Origin of the sequence: Pseudomonas sp. NPDC087817 (assembly GCF_044742875.1) — a bacterium.
Classification (GTDB): domain Bacteria; phylum Pseudomonadota; class Gammaproteobacteria; order Pseudomonadales; family Pseudomonadaceae; genus Aquipseudomonas.
In genome coordinates this window covers 1-17075 of sequence record NZ_JBIUVJ010000049.1, presented here as the reverse complement: position 1 = coordinate 17075, position 17075 = coordinate 1, and the positions used below count along the sequence as shown (strand labels likewise).

General features: G+C 61.1%; 14 protein-coding genes and 1 pseudogene. 5 read left to right on the top strand and 10 right to left on the bottom strand.

Going from position 1 to position 17075, the window contains the following annotated elements; translation table 11 throughout:
- Positions 1–101: 101 nt before the first annotated feature.
- On the top strand, positions 102–2192 hold the full coding sequence (locus tag ACIONG_RS23155; RefSeq protein ID WP_401302928.1) for a mechanosensitive ion channel family protein: 2091 nt from the start codon (positions 102–104) through the stop codon (positions 2190–2192).
- A gap of 156 nt (positions 2193–2348) precedes the next feature.
- Here the strand turns inward: ACIONG_RS23155 and ACIONG_RS23150 are convergent, their stop codons facing one another.
- Entirely contained in the window at positions 2349–6767 is a 4419-nt protein-coding gene (locus tag ACIONG_RS23150; protein WP_401302926.1) for a DEAD/DEAH box helicase, read from the bottom strand.
- Between the two features lie 302 nt (positions 6768–7069).
- Here ACIONG_RS23150 and ACIONG_RS23145 point away from each other — a divergent pair, with 302 nt between their 5' ends.
- A complete protein-coding gene (locus tag ACIONG_RS23145; protein ID WP_103303743.1) occupies positions 7070–7954 on the top strand; it encodes a sugar nucleotide-binding protein in 885 nt (294 codons plus the stop codon).
- Positions 7947–8876: an NAD-dependent epimerase/dehydratase family protein gene (locus tag ACIONG_RS23140; RefSeq protein WP_401302924.1), complete on the top strand. Its 930-nt coding sequence runs from the start codon at positions 7947–7949 to the stop codon at positions 8874–8876. Before ACIONG_RS23145 ends, ACIONG_RS23140 begins: the two co-directional genes overlap by 8 nt.
- Before the next feature lie 240 nt (positions 8877–9116).
- Here ACIONG_RS23140 and ACIONG_RS23135 read toward each other — a convergent pair whose 3' ends face one another.
- The 6 genes from ACIONG_RS23135 to ACIONG_RS23110 all read right to left on the bottom strand — a co-directional run bounded on the left by ACIONG_RS23135 (position 9117) and on the right by ACIONG_RS23110 (position 14028).
- Positions 9117–9815, bottom strand: a complete 699-nt coding sequence (locus ACIONG_RS23135; protein ID WP_103303741.1) for an OmpW family protein — start codon at positions 9813–9815, stop codon at positions 9117–9119.
- A gap of 247 nt (positions 9816–10062) precedes the next feature.
- Complete coding sequence (locus ACIONG_RS23130) at positions 10063–10581, bottom strand: DUF3299 domain-containing protein (RefSeq protein WP_401302922.1); 519 nt, start codon at positions 10579–10581, stop codon at positions 10063–10065.
- Between the two features lie 11 nt (positions 10582–10592).
- Positions 10593–11858 (bottom strand): ABC transporter permease, encoded by a 1266-nt coding sequence (locus ACIONG_RS23125; RefSeq protein WP_103303740.1) that lies wholly within the window; start codon positions 11856–11858, stop codon positions 10593–10595.
- Between the two features lies 1 nt (position 11859).
- Positions 11860–12570: an ABC transporter ATP-binding protein gene (locus ACIONG_RS23120; protein WP_103303739.1), complete on the bottom strand. Its 711-nt coding sequence runs from the start codon at positions 12568–12570 to the stop codon at positions 11860–11862.
- 139 nt (positions 12571–12709) lie between these two features.
- The gene (locus tag ACIONG_RS23115) at positions 12710–13303 is read right to left on the bottom strand and encodes a DUF2796 domain-containing protein (RefSeq protein WP_103303738.1); all 594 of its coding nucleotides are present in this window, start codon (positions 13301–13303) and stop codon (positions 12710–12712) included.
- Between the two features lie 158 nt (positions 13304–13461).
- Complete coding sequence (locus ACIONG_RS23110; RefSeq protein WP_401302919.1) at positions 13462–14028, bottom strand: hypothetical protein; 567 nt, start codon at positions 14026–14028, stop codon at positions 13462–13464.
- A 216-nt stretch (positions 14029–14244) separates the two neighbouring features.
- Between ACIONG_RS23110 and ACIONG_RS23105 the strand changes: the two genes are divergently transcribed.
- Positions 14245–14601: a hypothetical protein gene (locus ACIONG_RS23105; protein WP_315445943.1), complete on the top strand. Its 357-nt coding sequence runs from the start codon at positions 14245–14247 to the stop codon at positions 14599–14601.
- A gap of 74 nt (positions 14602–14675) precedes the next feature.
- On the opposite strand, the gene trxA is transcribed toward ACIONG_RS23105, so the two are convergent.
- From trxA to ACIONG_RS23090, 3 genes are all read right to left on the bottom strand, one after another.
- Positions 14676–15548 carry a thioredoxin gene (gene trxA / locus ACIONG_RS23100; protein WP_401302917.1) on the bottom strand — a complete coding sequence of 291 codons (873 nt, stop codon included), beginning with the start codon at positions 15546–15548 and terminating at the stop codon, positions 14676–14678.
- 188 nt (positions 15549–15736) lie between these two features.
- Complete coding sequence (locus tag ACIONG_RS23095; protein ID WP_401302915.1) at positions 15737–16390, bottom strand: class I SAM-dependent methyltransferase; 654 nt, start codon at positions 16388–16390, stop codon at positions 15737–15739.
- Positions 16387–16851, bottom strand: a complete 465-nt coding sequence (locus ACIONG_RS23090) for a YbaY family lipoprotein (RefSeq protein WP_103303777.1) — start codon at positions 16849–16851, stop codon at positions 16387–16389. The genes ACIONG_RS23095 and ACIONG_RS23090 overlap by 4 nt, the downstream gene beginning before the upstream one ends.
- A gap of 128 nt (positions 16852–16979) precedes the next feature.
- On the opposite strand from ACIONG_RS23090, the pseudogene ACIONG_RS23085 reads away from it, so the two are divergent.
- Positions 16980–17075: pseudogene (locus ACIONG_RS23085) on the top strand (transcriptional regulator NrdR); the annotation flags it as partial.

The window sequence follows — 17075 nt, the reverse complement described above, 5'->3', positions numbered from 1 at the left end:
GGGCTTACTGTGGGTTCAGTGGGTTATTGAGGCAAAAACCGAACTTGTCCGCCATTCACCGATCAGTTCCTTACACGTTCAGCCAACGGGAGATCGGAGTTTTGATCAAGTTCAGGATCGCCATTCTGCTGGGAGCATTGTTGTTTCTAGGTGCCAACGAACTCGAAGCCGCCGCGCTGCCGGGCGTTCCGGCCGCTGCTGAAGAGCCGGCCAAACCCGAGCCCCTCGTGCAGGGCGGCCTGCTCGGCGCCATCAGTTCGAGCATTGACGACGTCCAGGACAAACTCGATCTCAACGAGCATCTGGTCGACGCCTGGCGCCTGCGCGCCGATCGTGCGGCGGACGAAGTCGACAAACTGGTCAATCAACCCTCGAACCGCTCGGGCTGGAGCGTCGCCGGGGATTTCCTGACGCTGTCCGGGGTGTGGCTGGGCGCCTTTGCGCTGTTGACCGTACTCGGCAGTCTGTCTGCCAAACGCCTGCGCGAGAGCCGCTGGTTTCGCACCCGTCAGCGCAGTCAGGACCTGCTCGGTTATTTGCTGCCGTACACCGTGCCGGCGCTGATCTGCCTGCCGCTGACCCTGTACGTCAGCCATTTTCTGCAAGCTTCGGTGGGGCGTGCGCTGGCGCTATGCCTGGCCTACGCCACCAGCAGCGGCATCTTTTCCACCTCGATGTTGTTGTGCGTGGTGGTGATGTTCAACGTCGGCCACAAACGCCCGGCGGCGAAGATCATTCGTGACTACTGCCCGCGCCCGCTTTTCCTGATCGGCTTCCTCGCCGCCCTCAGCGACGCACTGACCAGCCCGCAGATCGCCCGGCAACTGGGCGGCAACATCACCAGCAGCATCGCGGTGTTCACCGGGTTGATCGCTTCGATCATCTTCGGTTTGCTGGTGATTCGCCTGCGCCGTCCGGTGGCGCATCTGATCCGCAACCGGCCTTTGAGCCAGCGGTTGAAACAACCGTCATTGCAGGAGTCGCTGCGGATTTTTTCCGGGCTTTGGTACTGGCCGATTGTATTGATGGTGCTGGTCTCGGCGGTCAATCTGATCGGCATTGGCGAGGACAATCAAAAGGCCCTGCGCTGCGCGTTGTTCACCACGGTGCTGTTGATCGGCACGGTGTTTCTCAGCACCATCCTGCAGCACCTGTTCAAGTCGCGAAAAGCCGAGGCGTTACAACGCAGCAGCGCCTACAAGGAGCGCTTTCTCAGCCTGTTGCACGCGTTGCTGCGGATCGTTATCGCGATTGCCTTCATCGATATCCTCGGGCGGATCTGGGGCGTATCGCTGCTCGATTTCGCCCAGAGCAGCACGGTCGGGCGGGCAATCAGTAACGCCTTGAGCAGCATCGGCCTGATCTTTCTGGTGACGTGGTTGTTGTGGGTGGTGCTCGACACGGCGATTCAGGAAGCCCTGAAACCGCCACTCAGTAAACGCGCCGCGCGCCAGCCCAGCACTCGGGTGAAAACCATCCTGCCGCTGCTGCGCAATGCGATCAAAATCATTCTCGTGGTGATCTGCGCGATCACCACCATGGCCAATCTGGGGATCAACGTCGCGCCGCTGTTGGCCGGTGCCGGGGTGGTCGGTCTGGCCATCGGCTTCGGCTCACAGCAACTGGTGCAGGACGTGATCACCGGTCTGTTCATCATCATTGAAGACACCTTGTCGATCGGCGACTGGGTGGTGCTCGATTCCGGACATGCCGGCACGGTGGAAGGGCTGACCATCCGCACCCTGCGTCTGCGTGACGGCAAGGGTTTTGTGCACTCGGTGCCGTTCGGCCAGATCAAGGCTGTCACCAATCAATCGCGGCAATTCGCCTATGCGTTTTTCTCGGTGCAGTTCACCTATGACACGGATGTCGACAAGGCTATCGAATTGATCCGCGAGACCGGTGATTCGATCCGCGAAGACCCGTTCCTCAAGTACAACCTGCAAGGGCCGCTGGATGTGTTTGGCGTGGACAAGATGGATCTGAACGGCGTGGTACTGACGGCGCAGTTCCGTACGGTGTCGGGCGGGCAGTATGCGGTGAGTCGTGCGTTCAACCAGCGGTTGAAGAAGCTTGTGGATAACAACCCGACGGTGCATTTTGCGCAGACTTATCCACAGCAGGTTTTGTTGCCGAAGCGGCAGCCGCAGGAGGTAATCGCGACCGAGTTGCCGCAGGAGTCGCGGACTTGACTGGGGGATTTGTGGTGTGAGTGCTGGCCCTATCGCTGGCAAGCCAGCTCCCACAGGGTACCGGGTGATGCTGGAATAGAAGGCACACCACAAATCACTGTGGGAGCTGCGGTGCGACGATTCGACTTGCCAGCGATGAGGCCAGAACAACCAACCTCAATGCCGGATAAGTCTGCTGCGCATCTGTTCCATCGAGATCTGATCCAGTTCCAGCCAAAACTGTGGTTTGCCGGCAATCACCGCCGCCGCTGGCAACCCATCCCGATACACCAACCGATTGCTCGCCAGCGCCGGCACTTTCACCCCCGGCAACAACGTCCCGGCCAGGTTCAGCGGATCAACCCCGCACACCGCAATCAAACTCCCGTCGTGCGGCCGCCGCCGTACTTCACGCAGCAATGGAATCGCTTCGGGCAAGGCAAACTGTTCACCGGCCAAGCCACTGACAAACCGCCCGCCACGAATCTCGCCGCGTGCTTCCAGTCGATGAAAGGTACGCAGCAACTCACGCCAGCTCGGCAACCAGTCGGCCTCACGTTCCAGCAGGCGCCAGAACACCACGCCGTAGCGGCGCAGCAAAGTCATCGCGACATGGTCCAGAGTTTGATTGTTGTCCACAGCCTGCCCGCGCCGCAGCAAAGCCCAACGCCCGGCATCGTCCATGCCGCCGACAAACGCGCCGCGTCCGCGACGACTGCTACGCTGCTGGCGCTTGCTCGCCGGGGTGATCAGCGCGCGCAGGCCGGCGAAGCTGTCGGCATTCACCAACCCTGCGCCGACCAGTTCCTGCAAGGCGATTTCCAGTTCGCTGCGCAGCAGATGCGCCTCATGAATCAACTCATCGAAAAACAGTGCGCCGTGCTGACTCAATGCTTCGAACACCTTCTGGGTTTTCGGCGACAGTTCGCTGGCCGGCGTCTGTTCGGCCAGTGCACTCCATAACCCGACCTGGCTGCGCGGCAGCAGCACAATCGGCGTGCTGCGCAATGCCGTGCCGCTGACTTTCTGGCGGGCACTGAGGCGCGTCCACACCAGTTTGCCGCTGCGGCACAAATCATCCAGCCAGCTCGGCGAGTAGTCCTTCAGCCGCGCCGGGAGGATGTCGCTGTCCCACGCCGATGCGGCCGCCGCATAGCCTTCGAACTGACCGACAATTGCCGGCAGCACGGCGCTGCCCTGGCCTTGCGTGGCGGGGGCCAGATGCTGCCAGTCGAACAGAAACCGCATGAAGTCCTGCAACGCCACCGGCTCGATTTCCCGGCGCAGGCGCTTGACCGTGTAGCGATGAATCCGCGCCAGCAAGTGGCGCTCGCACCATTCTTCCACTGCCGATCCCGGCGTGAATTGACCGCGTAATACATAACCCTCGCGTTCCAGTTGCGCGAGGGCCTGATTGACCTGCGGTGTCGGCAACGCGAGTGGTTCGGCAATCGCGGCTAACGGCAGCGGACCGAAGGCGCCGAGTCGGGCGCGGATCACTTCAACCAATGCGTCATCGAACGTCCAGACCTCATCGAACCCGGGCAGTGCTTGTTGCGGCGGTTGCAGCGTGGCCTGTGGATAAAGCGCTTGCAGGCACGTCAGGCGCTCTCGGGCCAGCCACAACGAGCGAGGCTGTGGAAGTGTAGTGACTGTGAGGCCGTCTTCGCGAGCAGGCTCGCTCCCACAGTTGACTGTGTTCCAACTGGCGGAACGCGGTTGAATGTGGGAGCGAGCCTGCTCGCGAAGCTGTTCTTTTGCCGTTACTGGCGGAACGACCAAGTGGCAGGCGCGATCGCTCGCAGTCAACGTGTGGAGCCATTCGCGCCAGTGTTCGCCCGCCTGAACTTCACGGTCGCTGATGCAGGCAAGGCTCATCAGTGCTTCATGCATTTCATCGATGTTCGCGGGCGTCGGCCAGGCTTCTTCACGCACCGCGTTGATCGCGTCGGTATCCAGCGCACCCAGATCATCGGTGGATTGCGGATCGCTCCAGCGCCGGTTGATCACCGCTTGGGTGCGCCGTTCTTCCAGCGGCGCGTCATCGAGAAAGGTGTAGGGACGGGCGCTGAGAATCTCTGCCGCCAGCGGAGACGGTGCCGGCAGATCACGGCTGATCAAACGCACCTCGCCACGCTCCATGCGCCGTAGCAGATGGAGCCAGCCGTCGCTGTCCATCGCCTCGTGCAGGCAATCGTCGAGGGTCTGTTCCACCAGTGGATGTTCGGGGATTTCCCGCTCACCGGCGAGGTTTTCCAGGCAGGCGATCTGATCTGGAAACACACTGGCGATCAGGTCTTCACTCTTCATTCGCTGTAATTGCGGCGCGACTTTGCGCCCGCCGGTAAAACGCGGCAACGCCAGCGCCACGCCGGCATTCCAGCGCCAGCGCACGCCGAACAGCGGCGCATCAAGCACCGCTTGAATCAGGGTGTGCTCGGCGTTGTTGCTGTGCAGATAACGCCAGACATCATCAAGCTCGAAACTGTGACTGGTGGACAGCGACAGCACGATCGCATCTTCACTGGCCGCCGCCTGCAACTCGAAGTTGAAGATGCGGCAGAAACGCTTGCGCAGGGCCAGACCCCAGGCACGGTTGATGCGGCTGCCGAACGGCGAATGGATGATCAGTTGGGTACCGCCGGACTCGTCGAAAAACCGCTCCATCAGCAACGTGTCTTGCGAGGGCAGGGCGCCAAGGGTCTGGCGTGCGCGAGCGAGGTATTCGACCAGTTGTTCGGCGCTGGCGCGGTTGAGACCGAGGGTGTGGGTCAGCCAGTCGAGCGCCGGTTGCAGATTGCCGGGGCTGGCGCCGAGCAATTCGTCGAGCGTCGCTTGCAGGCGCGCCACCGCCGAGGACAGTTCATCGCTGCGCCCCGGCGCTTCGCCGAGCCAGAACGGAATGGTCGGTGGCTGACCTTGTGCATCCTCGACCCGCACCTTACCGGTTTCCACCCGCAGGATTCGGTAGGAGGTGTTGCCGAGCTGAAAAACATCGCCGGCGATGCTTTCCACCGCGAAGTCTTCATTGACGCTGCCGATGTTCAGGCCTTGGGGCTCGAGCATCACGCTGTAATCGGCGTTGTCCGGGATAGTGCCGCCGCTGGTCACCGCCGTCAGTTGCGAGCCGCGCCGGCCGCGCAAGGTGCGGCTGACCGCGTCGCGATGCAGGTAAGCGCTGCGAATGCCCTGACGGCCGTTGTAGCCCTCGGCGAGCATCGCCAGCAGGGCCTGATAGTGTTTTTCGTCGAGATCGCGATAAGGCGAGGCTTTGCGGAACATCGCCAGCAGCGCGTCTTCCGGCCATTCCTGGCAACTGACTTCGGCGATGATCTGCTGCGCCAACACGTCCAGCGGTGCTTCGGGGATGTGCAGGGTGTCGAGTTCGCCACGGCGCACGCAGTCGAGCAGGGCGGCGCACTCGATCAGGTCGTCACGGGTGGTGGCGAACAAGCGCCCCTTGGGCGTACCGCCGACCTGGTGGCCGGAGCGCCCGACCCGTTGCAGAAATCCGGCGATGGAGCGCGGCGAGGCGATTTGGCAGACCAGGTCGACTTCGCCGATATCGATACCCAGTTCCAGTGACGCGGTGGCGATCAGCACTTGCAGTTCGCCACGCTTGAGCCGCTGTTCGGCGTCGAGACGAAATTCCTTGGCCAGACTGCCGTGGTGCGCCGCCACCGCGTGTTTGCCGAGACGCTCGCTGAGGTGGCGGCTCAGGCGTTCGGCGAGGCGGCGGGTGTTGACGAAAATCAGCGTGGTGCGGTGTTCGCGGGCAAGTTCGGCGAGGCGCTCGTAAACCAGCTCCCAGACATCGTTGGCCATGACCGCCGACAACGGCACGGGCGGTACTTCGATCCCCAGATCCCGTGGGCGCGCATGGCCGATGTCGATGATTTCGCAGGGGCGATCGCTGCCGACGAGGAATTGCGCCACGGCAGCCACCGGTTTCTGCGTGGCGGACAGGCCGATGCGGGTCAGCGGTTCGGCGCACAGCGCTTGCAGCCGCTCCAGGCTCAAGGCCAGATGACTGCCGCGCTTGCCGGCGGCCATCGCGTGGATTTCGTCGATGATCACCGTGCGCGTGGTGCCGAGCATTTTCCGGCCTGATTCTGAACCAAGCAGCACGTAGAGCGATTCCGGGGTGGTCACCAGAATGTGCGGAGCGGTCTTGCGCATGGCGGCGCGTTCTTTTTGCGGGGTGTCGCCGGTGCGCACGGCGGTAGTGATGTGCAGTTCCGGCAGGTTCATCTGGCGCAGTTGCTCGGTGATCCCGGCCAGCGGATTTTGCAGGTTGATGCGAATGTCGTTGGACAGCGCCTTGAGCGGCGAGACATAGACCACCAGGGTCTCATCGGGCAGTCCGTCAGGGTTTGCCAGGCCCCGGTGGACGAGATCGTCGAGCACGGCGAGGAATGCGGTGAGGGTTTTGCCCGAACCGGTCGGTGCGGCAATCAGCGTCGAGCGGCGCTGGCGGATCAGCGGCCATGCGCGGGCCTGGGCGGCGGTGACCGTCGGGAAAGTGCTGCTGAACCAGGCGCTGACGGCGGGGTGAAAGCCTGCCAGCGCCGCGTCCGTGGGAAGGGGCAGATTCATGGGACAAGTTATGCGGGTGAGGGCGGGAAGATGCAAGTACCGCTGGGATCTCCACTGGCCATCACGGCCTCATCGCTGGCAAGCCAGCTCCCACAGGGTTGGCGCTGTACACAAATCCTGTGGGAGCTGGCTTGCCAGCGATGGGGCCAATAGCCACAGCATAAATCAGGGGATCTACACTTTACGGATGACGGTTGCGCACTAAACCCGCAAAATGCAACGATTCCGGCAATTATCGACGACGGTTCCACAAGTCCCGTCGTCAAAGCCATCGTTCCTATCAGACTGGGCCTGCTGACTTTATGCGAATGCGCCTTATGTTACTGGGCGGCGGAAATGCCCTTGGGCAGGCGCTGATTCGCCTCGGTGCGGAGGAAGACATCGGTTTCCTCGCCCCCCGCCCGCCCGAAGACGGCTGGGATGCCGCGAGCCTGACGCAACTTCTCGACGATACTCGTCCCGATGCGTTGATCAATCTCGCCTACTATTTCGACTGGTTTCAGGCCGAGACGGTCAGCGAAAGCCGCATGGCCGGGCAGGAACGCGCCATCGAGCGGCTCGCCGAACTGTGCCAGCACCACAATATCGTCCTCGTGCAACCGTCCAGTTATCGGGTGTTCGACGGTTCGCGTGCCACTGCATACAGCGAAAAAGACGAACCGGTGCCACTGGGCCTGCGCGGTCAGGCGTTGTGGCGGATCGAACAAAGCGTGCGCGCGACCTGCCCGCAGCACGTTCTGTTGCGTTTCGGCTGGCTGCTCGATGACAGCCCTGATGGCACCCTCGGACGTTTCCTCGCCCGTGCCGAGCAACCGGAAGAATTGCTTCTGGCCGACGACCGCCGGGGCAATCCGACCCCGGTCGACGACGCCGCACGGGTGATTATTTCGGTGCTCAAGCAACTCGATTGCGCGGCGCCGCTGTGGGGTACGTATCATTACGCCGGCCACGAGGCGACCACCCCGCTGGCGCTGGGCCAGGCGATTCTGACCGAAGCCCGCAGCCTGCATGCGCTGGCCATCGAAGCACCCACCGCGCAGGCTCACGCCGCGCGCCCTGACGCAGCCGAGGAACCGCAACACGCGGTGCTCGCCTGCAAAAAAATTCTACACACTTTCGGGATCAAGCCGCGCGCCTGGCGTGCCGCTCTCCCGGGCTTACTGGATAGGTTTTATCGCCATGGCTGAAGGTACTGTTTTAATCACCGGCGGCGCCGGTTTCATCGGTTCGCACCTGACGGATGCCTTGCTCGCCAAGGGGCACTCGGTGCGAATCCTCGACGATCTGTCGACCGGCAAACGCAGCAATCTGCCGCTGGATAATCCTCGGGTCGAGCTGATTGTCGGCGATGTCGCCGATGCGGCACTGGTTGCCCAGGCGGTGCAAGGTTGCAGCGCGGTCGTTCACCTGGCAGCAGTCGCCTCGGTGCAGGCGTCGGTGGACGATCCGGTGAAGACTCATCAGAGCAATTTCATCGGCACGCTGAATGTCTGCGAAGCCATGCGTCTGGCCGGCGTCAAACGCGTGGTGTACGCCTCCAGTGCGGCGGTTTACGGCAACAATGGCGAGGGCGAGTCGATTGATGAAGACACGCCCAAGGCGCCGCTGACGCCCTACGCGTCAGACAAACTGGCGGGCGAGTATTACTTCGACTTCTATCGCCGCCAGCACGGTCTGGATCCGGCGATTTTTCGTTTCTTCAATATCTTCGGCCCGCGCCAGGATCCGTCCTCGCCGTACTCCGGCGTCATCAGCATTTTCAGCGAGCGTGCGCAGAAAGGCTTGCCGATCACCGTGTTCGGCGATGGCGAGCAGACGCGCGACTTTCTCTATGTCGAGGATCTGGTTGCTCTTCTGGTGCAGGCGCTCGAGAAGCCTGAAGTGGAAGTCGGTCCGGTGAATGCCGGCTGGAATCAGGCGATGAGCCTGAAGCAGATGCTCGCCGAATTGCAGAAAGTGGTCGGCGAGCTGCCTGCGATCAGCTACGCCCCGGCTCGTTCCGGCGACATCCGTCATTCGCGTGCGAACAACGGGCGCCTGCTGGAGCGATTCAAGATGCCAGAGCAGACGCCGATGAGCGTGGGTCTGGCGCGGTTGCTGGGAAGATAAAACGCAGAAACAAAAAAGGCGCCTTTGCAGGCGCCTTTTTTGTGGGCGGGGTATCGCTTTGACTCAGATGCGATCCCTGTAGCGAGGGAGCTTGCTTCCGCTCGACTGCGTAGCAGTCGCCAATCCAATCTGCGTTTTTTCTGAAGCACCGCTAGTGCCTGTTTTGGGGGCGCTTCGCAGCCCAGCGGGAGCAAGCTCCCTCGCCACATTAGCCCGCATTCACCACCACGCGAATGTTCCTTAGAACTTGTAGCCCAGACCGACCATGTACACAAATGGATCAACGTCTACGTTCACCCGTGCGCGAGTGCCCGGCGCAACGGCGTTGTTCTCCACAGTCGCGCGGGTATCGATATCGATGTAGCGCACCTGGGCGTTGAGCATGATGTTGTCGGTCAGCATGTAGTCAGCACCGACCTGCCAGGCCAGACCCCAAGAGTTTTTCGCCTTGAAGTTGCTGAAACCATTGGCACTGGCTTCGCTGCCGACGTGCTCGTCGTAGATCCAGGTGTAGTTGATGCCGCCGCCGACATACGGTTGGAACGGCGACTTCGAATCCAGTGGGTAGTAGACGACGCTGAGAGTCGGTGGCAGGTGCTTCAGCGTACCCAGCTTGCCATTGGCGGCTGGCAGGGCAGTGCCTTTGATCTTCACGTCATGTTCGAACGGCGTGGCCGCGAGCAACTCGATACCGACGTGGTCGGTGAGCATGTAAGCGAAGTTCAGGCCCAGTTGAGTGTCGCTGCTCATGGTCGCCTTGCCGCCCAGGTTGGTGCCGCTCAGCGGACCCTGATCGACCTTGACGCTGGAGCTGTCGGCCTTCGGATTGACGGTGATTGCACCGGCACGGATCAGGATGTCACCGGCATCGTGAGCGTGGGCGAGCGGGGCTGCGAGCGCGAGAGCAAACAGCGAAGCGCTGAGCAAGGACTTGTTCATGGGGGCTCCGAAAGGACGTTAAAAATGTTTGATGTCCTATGGTACGAAGCCAACTGATACGGTCTTTTGACTCAGCTCAATGAAACAGTGAAGGGATGATTTCTTGTGGAACCTTTGAGGGCCTCATCGCTGGCAAGCCAGTTCCCACAGTGATCGAGTCGTTCACAAAACTTGTATCACTCACAAAACCTGTGGGAGCTGGCTTGCCAGCGATGAGGTCCCTACAAACCGCACAGAACTGTCGGGCTCACTCCGGCAGCTCATACACATAAATCTTGTCGGCATCCATCTGATACCCGGCATCCGCCAGTTCACTGCTCGACGCCTTGACCTGCAACGGCCCCTCGACCCAATACGGCTGATACAGCTCATCGAGCTTCACGCCGAGTTCGCTTTTCACATGCACGATCTGGTTCGACGGCGGTGGCGGCACATGGATGCACGCGCCGAAGTACGGCACCAGCAAGAAGTCCGTGGTACGCCCTTCTTCATTGACTTCCAGCGGCACGATGTAGCCCGGCAAACGAATGTTCTGACCGTCGAGTGATTGCACCACCGGCGCGTTCGGCATGTCCTGTCTGGCCGCTGGCGCAGATTCAGCGGACAGCGCATCGCTCATCTTCGACAGGTCGTGCAGCGGGGTCATATTCGGCACTTCCGGCGCGGCGTCCGGCGGGATCATTTCCGACCAGGTCAGGTCCTTCGGCGCCGCGGCCCAAACGGGCAGGGTGACCAGCAATAACAGCGCAAGCACGGCGCGGGGCATGGTGAACATCCTCATAAACGGATCGACAGGCCATCGGCCAGAGATTGGCGATACGCGCGCCAGGCCGGCACGCTGCCCATCAGCAGCGCGGCCGCCAGAATGCCACCGAGCAGCGTCCATTCATACTCGCTCGGCCACGCCAGCGGCAGATACAAGCCGTAATTGGCCTGCACATAACTTTGCGCAGCGGCGATGCCGATGTACAGCAACGCCAGCCCGGCGATCACCCCGGTCAACGCCAAGGCAAAGGCTTCCAGTACCAGCAGGCTCGCGATGTGCCACGGTCTTGCGCCGACCGAACGCAGGATCGCCATCTCTCGACGCCGTTCGTTGAGGCTGGTGAGAATCGCCGTGAGCATGCCGATCAACCCGGTCAGTACCACGAACAGCGAGACCACGAACAAGGCTTTTTCAGCAGTGCTCATCAGGCTCCACAATTCCTGCAGGGCCACGCCCGGCAGGATCGCCAGCATCGGTTCGCCACGGAACTCGTTGATCTCGCGTTGCAGGGCAAAGGTGGAAATCTTGCTGTTGAGGCCGAGCATGAACGCGGTGATCGCTTGCGGCGTCAGGTCCATGTTGCGTGCCTGATCCGCCGTGATCCGGCCGTTGCCCCGCGCCGGCACGCCGTTGTGCCAGTCAATGTGAATTGCTTCCATGCCACCGAGGCTGATGTGCAGCGTGCGATCTACCGGGGTGCCGGTGCGCTTGAGAATGCCGACCACAGTGAACGGCTTGTCGTCGTGCTTGACCAGACTGATCGCCGCCACACCGTGGGCCAGCACCAGTTGGTCGCCGAGTTTGTAATGCAGGGCCTCGGCCACTTCGGCACCCAGCACCACTTCAAACGGATCGGTGGCGAAGGCGCGACCATCGGCCAGTTGCAGATGCTGCTGGCGGCCGTACTGGTAGTGCTCGAAATAGGCTTCGGTGGTGCCCATCACACGATAGCCGCGATGGGAATCACCCAGGGACATCGGGATCGCCCACTTCACTTTCGGGTTGTTGGCGAAATGTTCGAAGCTGTCCCAGCGGATGTTATTGGTGGCGTTGCCGATGCGGAACACCGAGTACAGCAACAGGTTCACCGAGCCGGAACGGGCGCCGACGATCAGGTCGGTGCCGCTGATGGTGCTGGCGAAACTGGCTTTGGCTTCGGTGCGCACCCGTTCTACGGCGAGCAGCAGGCACACCGACAGGGCAATGGCGAAGGCAGTGAGCAACGCAGTAAAACGGCGGTTGGCCAGGCTGGCCATGGCCAGACGAAACAAATACATCTCAGACCTCGGCAGACGTGGCGGCGCGATTGAGCTCGGCCAGGGACAGGTGACGGTCGAACAGTGGCGCCAGGCTCTGGTCGTGGCTGACGAACAACAGACTGGAACCGGCCTCGCGGCATTCGGCGAACAACAGGCGGATGAAGTTCTCCCGGGCGTCGTAATCCAGTGCCGAAGTCGGCTCGTCAGCGATCACCAGTTCCGGTTGGCCGATCAATGCACGGGCGGCGGCGACTCGTTGTTGCTGACCAATCGACAGCGAATCGGCACGACGACTGAGGATGCTTTCATCCTTCAGACCCAAGTGCGCGAGCAACGTGGCCGCGGCTTGATCGACGCTGCCGTGACGCTGTTTCGCCCGCTCGGCGCGTAGTTTGGAAAAGTGGCAGGGCAACTCGACGTTTTCGCGCACCGAGAGGAAGGGCAGCAGGTTGAATTGCTGAAAGATGTAGCCGGTGTGATCGACGCGGAAGGTATCGCGGGCGCCGGCGGAGAGTTCGGTCAGCTCCTGGCCGAGCAGGCGAATGCTGCCGCGATCGGGCTTCTGCACGCCGCCGAGCAGGCCGAGCAGGGTGGTCTTGCCGCTGCCGCTGGGGCCTTTGAGGAACAGGGTTTCACCCGGCTCCAGACGAAACGCCGGGATGTCCAGCAGCGGCGGGTGACCGGGCCAACTGAAGCCCAGGTCGGACAGTTCGATGAGTGCTTGGGTCATTTGAAACCGGTCGGATAGTTGAGTGGCCCTTGTGTAGGAGTGAGCCTGCTCGCGATGGCGGTGGGTCAGTCAGCATGGTTGCCGAATGTGCCAGCGTCATCGCGAGCAGGCTCACTCCTATAGGGGATCTCTACAGGATTCAGAATTTCAGCGCAGCAGCCTTGGCCGTCACTTCGGTGCCTTGCTGGCCGCTCGCGCTGATCAGTTGTACCTGAATCTTCTGGGTGGCCGGGAAGGTATTGAAGATGTTCGCCAGATCCAGCGTCTTCAGTGCACCCGGGGCCGCGCAGTTGAACTGATAGTGCGCATGGATTTCGCTGTGGTCGTGGTGATGTTCGTGACCGTCCTTGGCCGCTTCATCGTCGTCATGGTCGTCGGCATCCGGCTTGTCACCGAACAACGGGCTTTCCAGTTCCTGGCTGACCACTTTGCAACCGGCAGCGGCCGGCAGATTGAACAGGGCCAATGGCTTCTCAAGCTGAGCGCGGGCGGCGGCGACTTTGGCTTTGTCGGCGTCAGTGCTGGCGACGTGTTCAAATCCGACCAGATTCATCGCCGGGCTTTCCAACTCCAGTTCCAGGGTCTGGCCATCGAGTGCGGCATTGAGGCGACCGACACCGTGTTCGTGAGCGCCGAGGCTGCCGTGTTCATGGTCGTGATCATGCTCATCGGCAGCATGGGCGATGGCCAGCGGCAACAGGGCAAACGGCAAAGCGAGCAGCAGACGACGCATGGCGGTCTCCGGGAAGTAAAGTGAAGAGTTTGTTATGTAATCTTATAACGAAAGTGCGCAGAGTTTGCCCGTGCGCTCCGTTTTGCGCAAGGCAAGACTGAGCTCCGCCCGGGACAGATTCCAGAGCGGTGCGTAGATTGCAGGTCATGCTTGTAGAGTCAGAAGCCTGCACCTGGATAGTCGAACCAGTAATGGCCCGAGAGCACATGCCTGGTCAGATTTGCATCGAGTACGTGCGGGGCATCGCGAGTGAAGCGCTGGCGCCAAGCCGGAAGCCACCAGTAGTTGATTGCTGTTCCGCGCGGCAGTACCACAAGCTTCATCACTTCCCGATCGATGCTGTGCTCTGTGTAGAGTTGATGGCTGTGATCCATGAAACCCATGTACTGACTGATCGGCAAATGGAACATCAACGCCGTAGTGAATATTTTTTCACTCTGACTGAACGCCGGGCTTTGCAGTATCTGCAGCGCTTCGCAGGTGTACAGCTGTGATTGGCCAGCAATCTTTTGGCCTTCGGCAGTGGAAAGTATGTCGAAACGGTCATCCATGTCCCGCCAGTCGATACGAGCGTTGTGCTCAAAGTAGTCACGAATGAATGCGGTAAGTGGCCCTGATGCAGTCGCGTCGCGTTGGCACGATGAAAGGTCGACAGGCGACCAAAAACGCCAACCCGCGATCAGCGGAAGCACAATTGTCAGGAGTACCCAAAACAGGCGGTTCATTTGAGCGGGTGACACTTGATGCCTTTGTGGCTGCATCAGATTGGGCCTCCCTTCGAGGCCAGTTTTCGTCCTGAAGACATGGGCATCCTTTCCAAGGGAAAGAGAGCAATGTAGATGATTGCGTGATAAGTGTCAGACGCATGTGATGCAGGTGCGCTTGGCGTTACACAAGTCCCGTGGGAGCATGCAGGTCAGAAATGTGCGGGAGCGAACTCAATGTTGCGGATACGCGGAACCGTCGGTGACGTGCCGGTGGATTTGACAGTGGAACTGGATGACAGCGATTGGGCGAAGCTGGGCTCGGCCCTTGGCGCACAGCCGCAGATCGCTCAAGCGGCAACCGCTTCGGTGCCAGTGGCGAAACCGCTGAATCAGGACGATGCCTTGTGGCAGGTCGCCAGGGATTTGCTGCGCAAGGCTGGCCAGCTCAGCGGGCCGGATCTGCTCGAACAACTGGAAGGGCTGACGGGCAGCGCGGTTTCAGGCAAGCGCCTGTTGGTGCGTTTGCGCCATAGTTCGGATGTGAAAGTGGTGAGCGGCGCAGATACGCCGCTCTACAGCTGGATCGAGTAGACCGTAAAAGATCGCAGCCTGCGGCAGCTCCTACAGGAGAAACGTAAGCTGCCGAAGGCTGCGATCTCTTGATCTTAATAAAGCGCGGCAAACACCTTGCGACGGTACACATTCACCAACGGATGATCGTTACCAAGTAACTCGAACACTTGCAGCAAGGTCTTGTGCGGCAAACCTTCGCCATAGCTGCGATTGCGGATGAACAGCTTGAGCAGTGCCTCCAGCGCGGCTTCGTACTGCTGACGAGCCAGTTGCTGAATCGCCAGTTGATAGACAGCTTCATCGTCCTGCGGATCTTTCGCCAAACGCGCTTTCAGGTCGGCAGCGTCCGGCAGGTCGCGGGCAAGGCCGAGAAACTTGATCTGCGCCTTGGCCCCGGCCAGAGCGGCCTTGTGCTCATCGCTCTTGACCGCGTCGAGCACGGTTTGCGCTTCGTCCAGTTCACCGCGTTCGGTCAGGCAGCGGGCGTAGAGGATCAGCGCCTTGGCGTTGGTGTTGTCTTCATTGAGCATGACCACCAGCGCCGCTTCGGCATCGGCGAAACGGCCGTCATCAAACAAGGCCTGAGCCTGTTCGAATGGATCGGCAGCAGTCGGCGCCGGCATCTGCACATGCGGCTCAAGCAAGGCGCGTACGGCGGATTCCGGTTGTGCCCCGGCAAAACCGTCGACCGGTTGCCCGTCCTTGAACAGCACCACGGTCGGCAGGCTGCGAATACCGAAACGGGCGACGATGTCTTGCTCGATGTCGCAGTTGACCTTGGCCAGCAGCAGTTCGCCCTGATAGCTCTCGGCAATGCCTTGCAGCATCGGCATCAGCGCTTTGCACGGCGCACACCATTCGGCCCAGAAATCCACCAGCACAGGTTTGTTGAAAGAGGCTTCGATTACCGACTGGTCGAAATCGGCAGTCGTGGCGTCGAAGATGTACGGCGTTGGCTCACTCATGGGGGATCTCGTCAAAGCGTGGATGGGGCAACTATACGGCTTGGTGGGGTGTGGCCGGAAGTTAGAGATGAGTTGTCAGGGAGGACGCCATCGCGGGCAAGCCCGCTCCCACAGGGTTCTGTGTCGTATACAAAATCTCGGTTCGACTCGGTCACTGTGGGAGCGGGCTTGCCCGCGATGCTTTTTAGTCAGCGCCGGGCGTGGTACAGGCTGACATGGCGAAACTCTTCAGGCTCCGCCAGATCCGGCAAGGTCATCGCCTCAAGCATCTCAATCCGCTCATACAAAGGATGCTGAAAGTCCCGAACCCGCGAATCCGCCACCAACGCTTCACGGCCACGGCTGAGAAACGCATCAAGCAACGGCAAATTCGCCCGGTCATACAAGACATCCGCCACCAGGATCAGATCAAAGCGATCCGCTTCGGCAAAAAAGTCCGTCGAATAACTCATCTGCACATCGTTGAGTTCGGCATTCGCCCGGCACGCGGCGATCGCCAGCGGATCGAGATCGCAGGCCACCACTTCCAGTGCCCCGGCCTTCACTGCGGCAATCCCGGCGATGCCGGACCCTGCGCCGAAATCCAGCACGCGTTTGCCACGAACCCATTCTGGAAACTCGACCAGATAACGCGCCACTGCCAGTCCACTGGCCCAGCAAAAACTCCAGTACGGCGGTTCGTGCAGGATTCGCTGGGTTTCTTCCTGACTGAATTCGCGGGCCATGTTGTCGCCGTCGATCAGCCACAGCTTTAAATCGGTGTCCGGCAACGCACAGGCCTTGAGTCTGGCGTCGCCGAGCAATTCACCTAAGGCCTGTTGCAGGTCGAGCGGTGCATTCATGGTGCTTTGACAAATTGCAGTTGGCCCAGCGCCTGCGTGGTCGGCTGAGTGATGGTCTGCGACGGCAGGTGCAGGATCAACTGGCCGGACTGGCTGGCGCGGCCGCGTAGCTCAACCCGTGCCCCGGCCGGAAACGCGTCCGGGTTGAAGCGCAGGCGAAACGGCAGGATCTGGTTGTTGCCGATCAGGCTGGAACTGGCGAGCAATTGTTGCGGACGATCCTTTTCATCGATCACCAATAACGCCAGTTCGACTTCGGCGCCCGCCGGTACGCCTTGCAGGGTGCCGCTCAATTCGCGCTGATAGGCGGGCAGCGGGCCGAGGTCGGCGGCCTCCTTGGCTTTTTTCTGTGCCTGTTGAGGCGCAGGTCCCGGCGTCGGCGGTTGCGGCTTGGGCGCATCGCTGCCACAGGCCACCAGCAGGCTGAAAAGACTGAGCAAAACGAGCGGACGTAAAGGCATTGGCGGCTCCGGCAAAATGAAATCCATGGATCAAACGATCATGCCCGTCTGTATACCGCAAACCCTATGGCTTGTCTTGCCACCGGGATGCGCTACCATGGCCCTCCCTTTTTTTGTTGCCAGCCACCATGCACTGTCCCTTCTGCGGTGCCAACGACACCAAGGTCATCGACTCGCGTCTGGTCGCCGAGGGCGAACAGGTGCGCCGCCGGCGTGAATGCCTG

Bases quoted from the DNA above. Each gene is read 5' to 3' on its own strand.
- ACIONG_RS23150 (WP_401302926.1), bottom strand. From the start codon at position 6,767: ATGAATCTGCCCCTTCCCACGGACGCGGCGCTGGCAGGCTTTCACCCC.
- ACIONG_RS23145 (WP_103303743.1), top strand. From the start codon at position 7,070: ATGCGAATGCGCCTTATGTTACTGGGCGGCGGAAATGCCCTTGGGCAG.
- ACIONG_RS23140 (WP_401302924.1), top strand. From the start codon at position 7,947: ATGGCTGAAGGTACTGTTTTAATCACCGGCGGCGCCGGTTTCATCGGT.
- ACIONG_RS23135 (WP_103303741.1), bottom strand. From the start codon at position 9,815: ATGAACAAGTCCTTGCTCAGCGCTTCGCTGTTTGCTCTCGCGCTCGCA.
- ACIONG_RS23130 (WP_401302922.1), bottom strand. From the start codon at position 10,581: ATGCCCCGCGCCGTGCTTGCGCTGTTATTGCTGGTCACCCTGCCCGTT.
- ACIONG_RS23125 (WP_103303740.1), bottom strand. From the start codon at position 11,858: ATGTATTTGTTTCGTCTGGCCATGGCCAGCCTGGCCAACCGCCGTTTT.
- ACIONG_RS23120 (WP_103303739.1), bottom strand. From the start codon at position 12,570: ATGACCCAAGCACTCATCGAACTGTCCGACCTGGGCTTCAGTTGGCCC.
- ACIONG_RS23115 (WP_103303738.1), bottom strand. From the start codon at position 13,303: ATGCGTCGTCTGCTGCTCGCTTTGCCGTTTGCCCTGTTGCCGCTGGCC.
- ACIONG_RS23110 (WP_401302919.1), bottom strand. From the start codon at position 14,028: ATGAACCGCCTGTTTTGGGTACTCCTGACAATTGTGCTTCCGCTGATC.
- ACIONG_RS23105 (WP_315445943.1), top strand. From the start codon at position 14,245: ATGTTGCGGATACGCGGAACCGTCGGTGACGTGCCGGTGGATTTGACA.
- trxA (WP_401302917.1), bottom strand. From the start codon at position 15,548: ATGAGTGAGCCAACGCCGTACATCTTCGACGCCACGACTGCCGATTTC.
- ACIONG_RS23095 (WP_401302915.1), bottom strand. From the start codon at position 16,390: ATGAATGCACCGCTCGACCTGCAACAGGCCTTAGGTGAATTGCTCGGC.
- ACIONG_RS23090 (WP_103303777.1), bottom strand. From the start codon at position 16,851: ATGCCTTTACGTCCGCTCGTTTTGCTCAGTCTTTTCAGCCTGCTGGTG.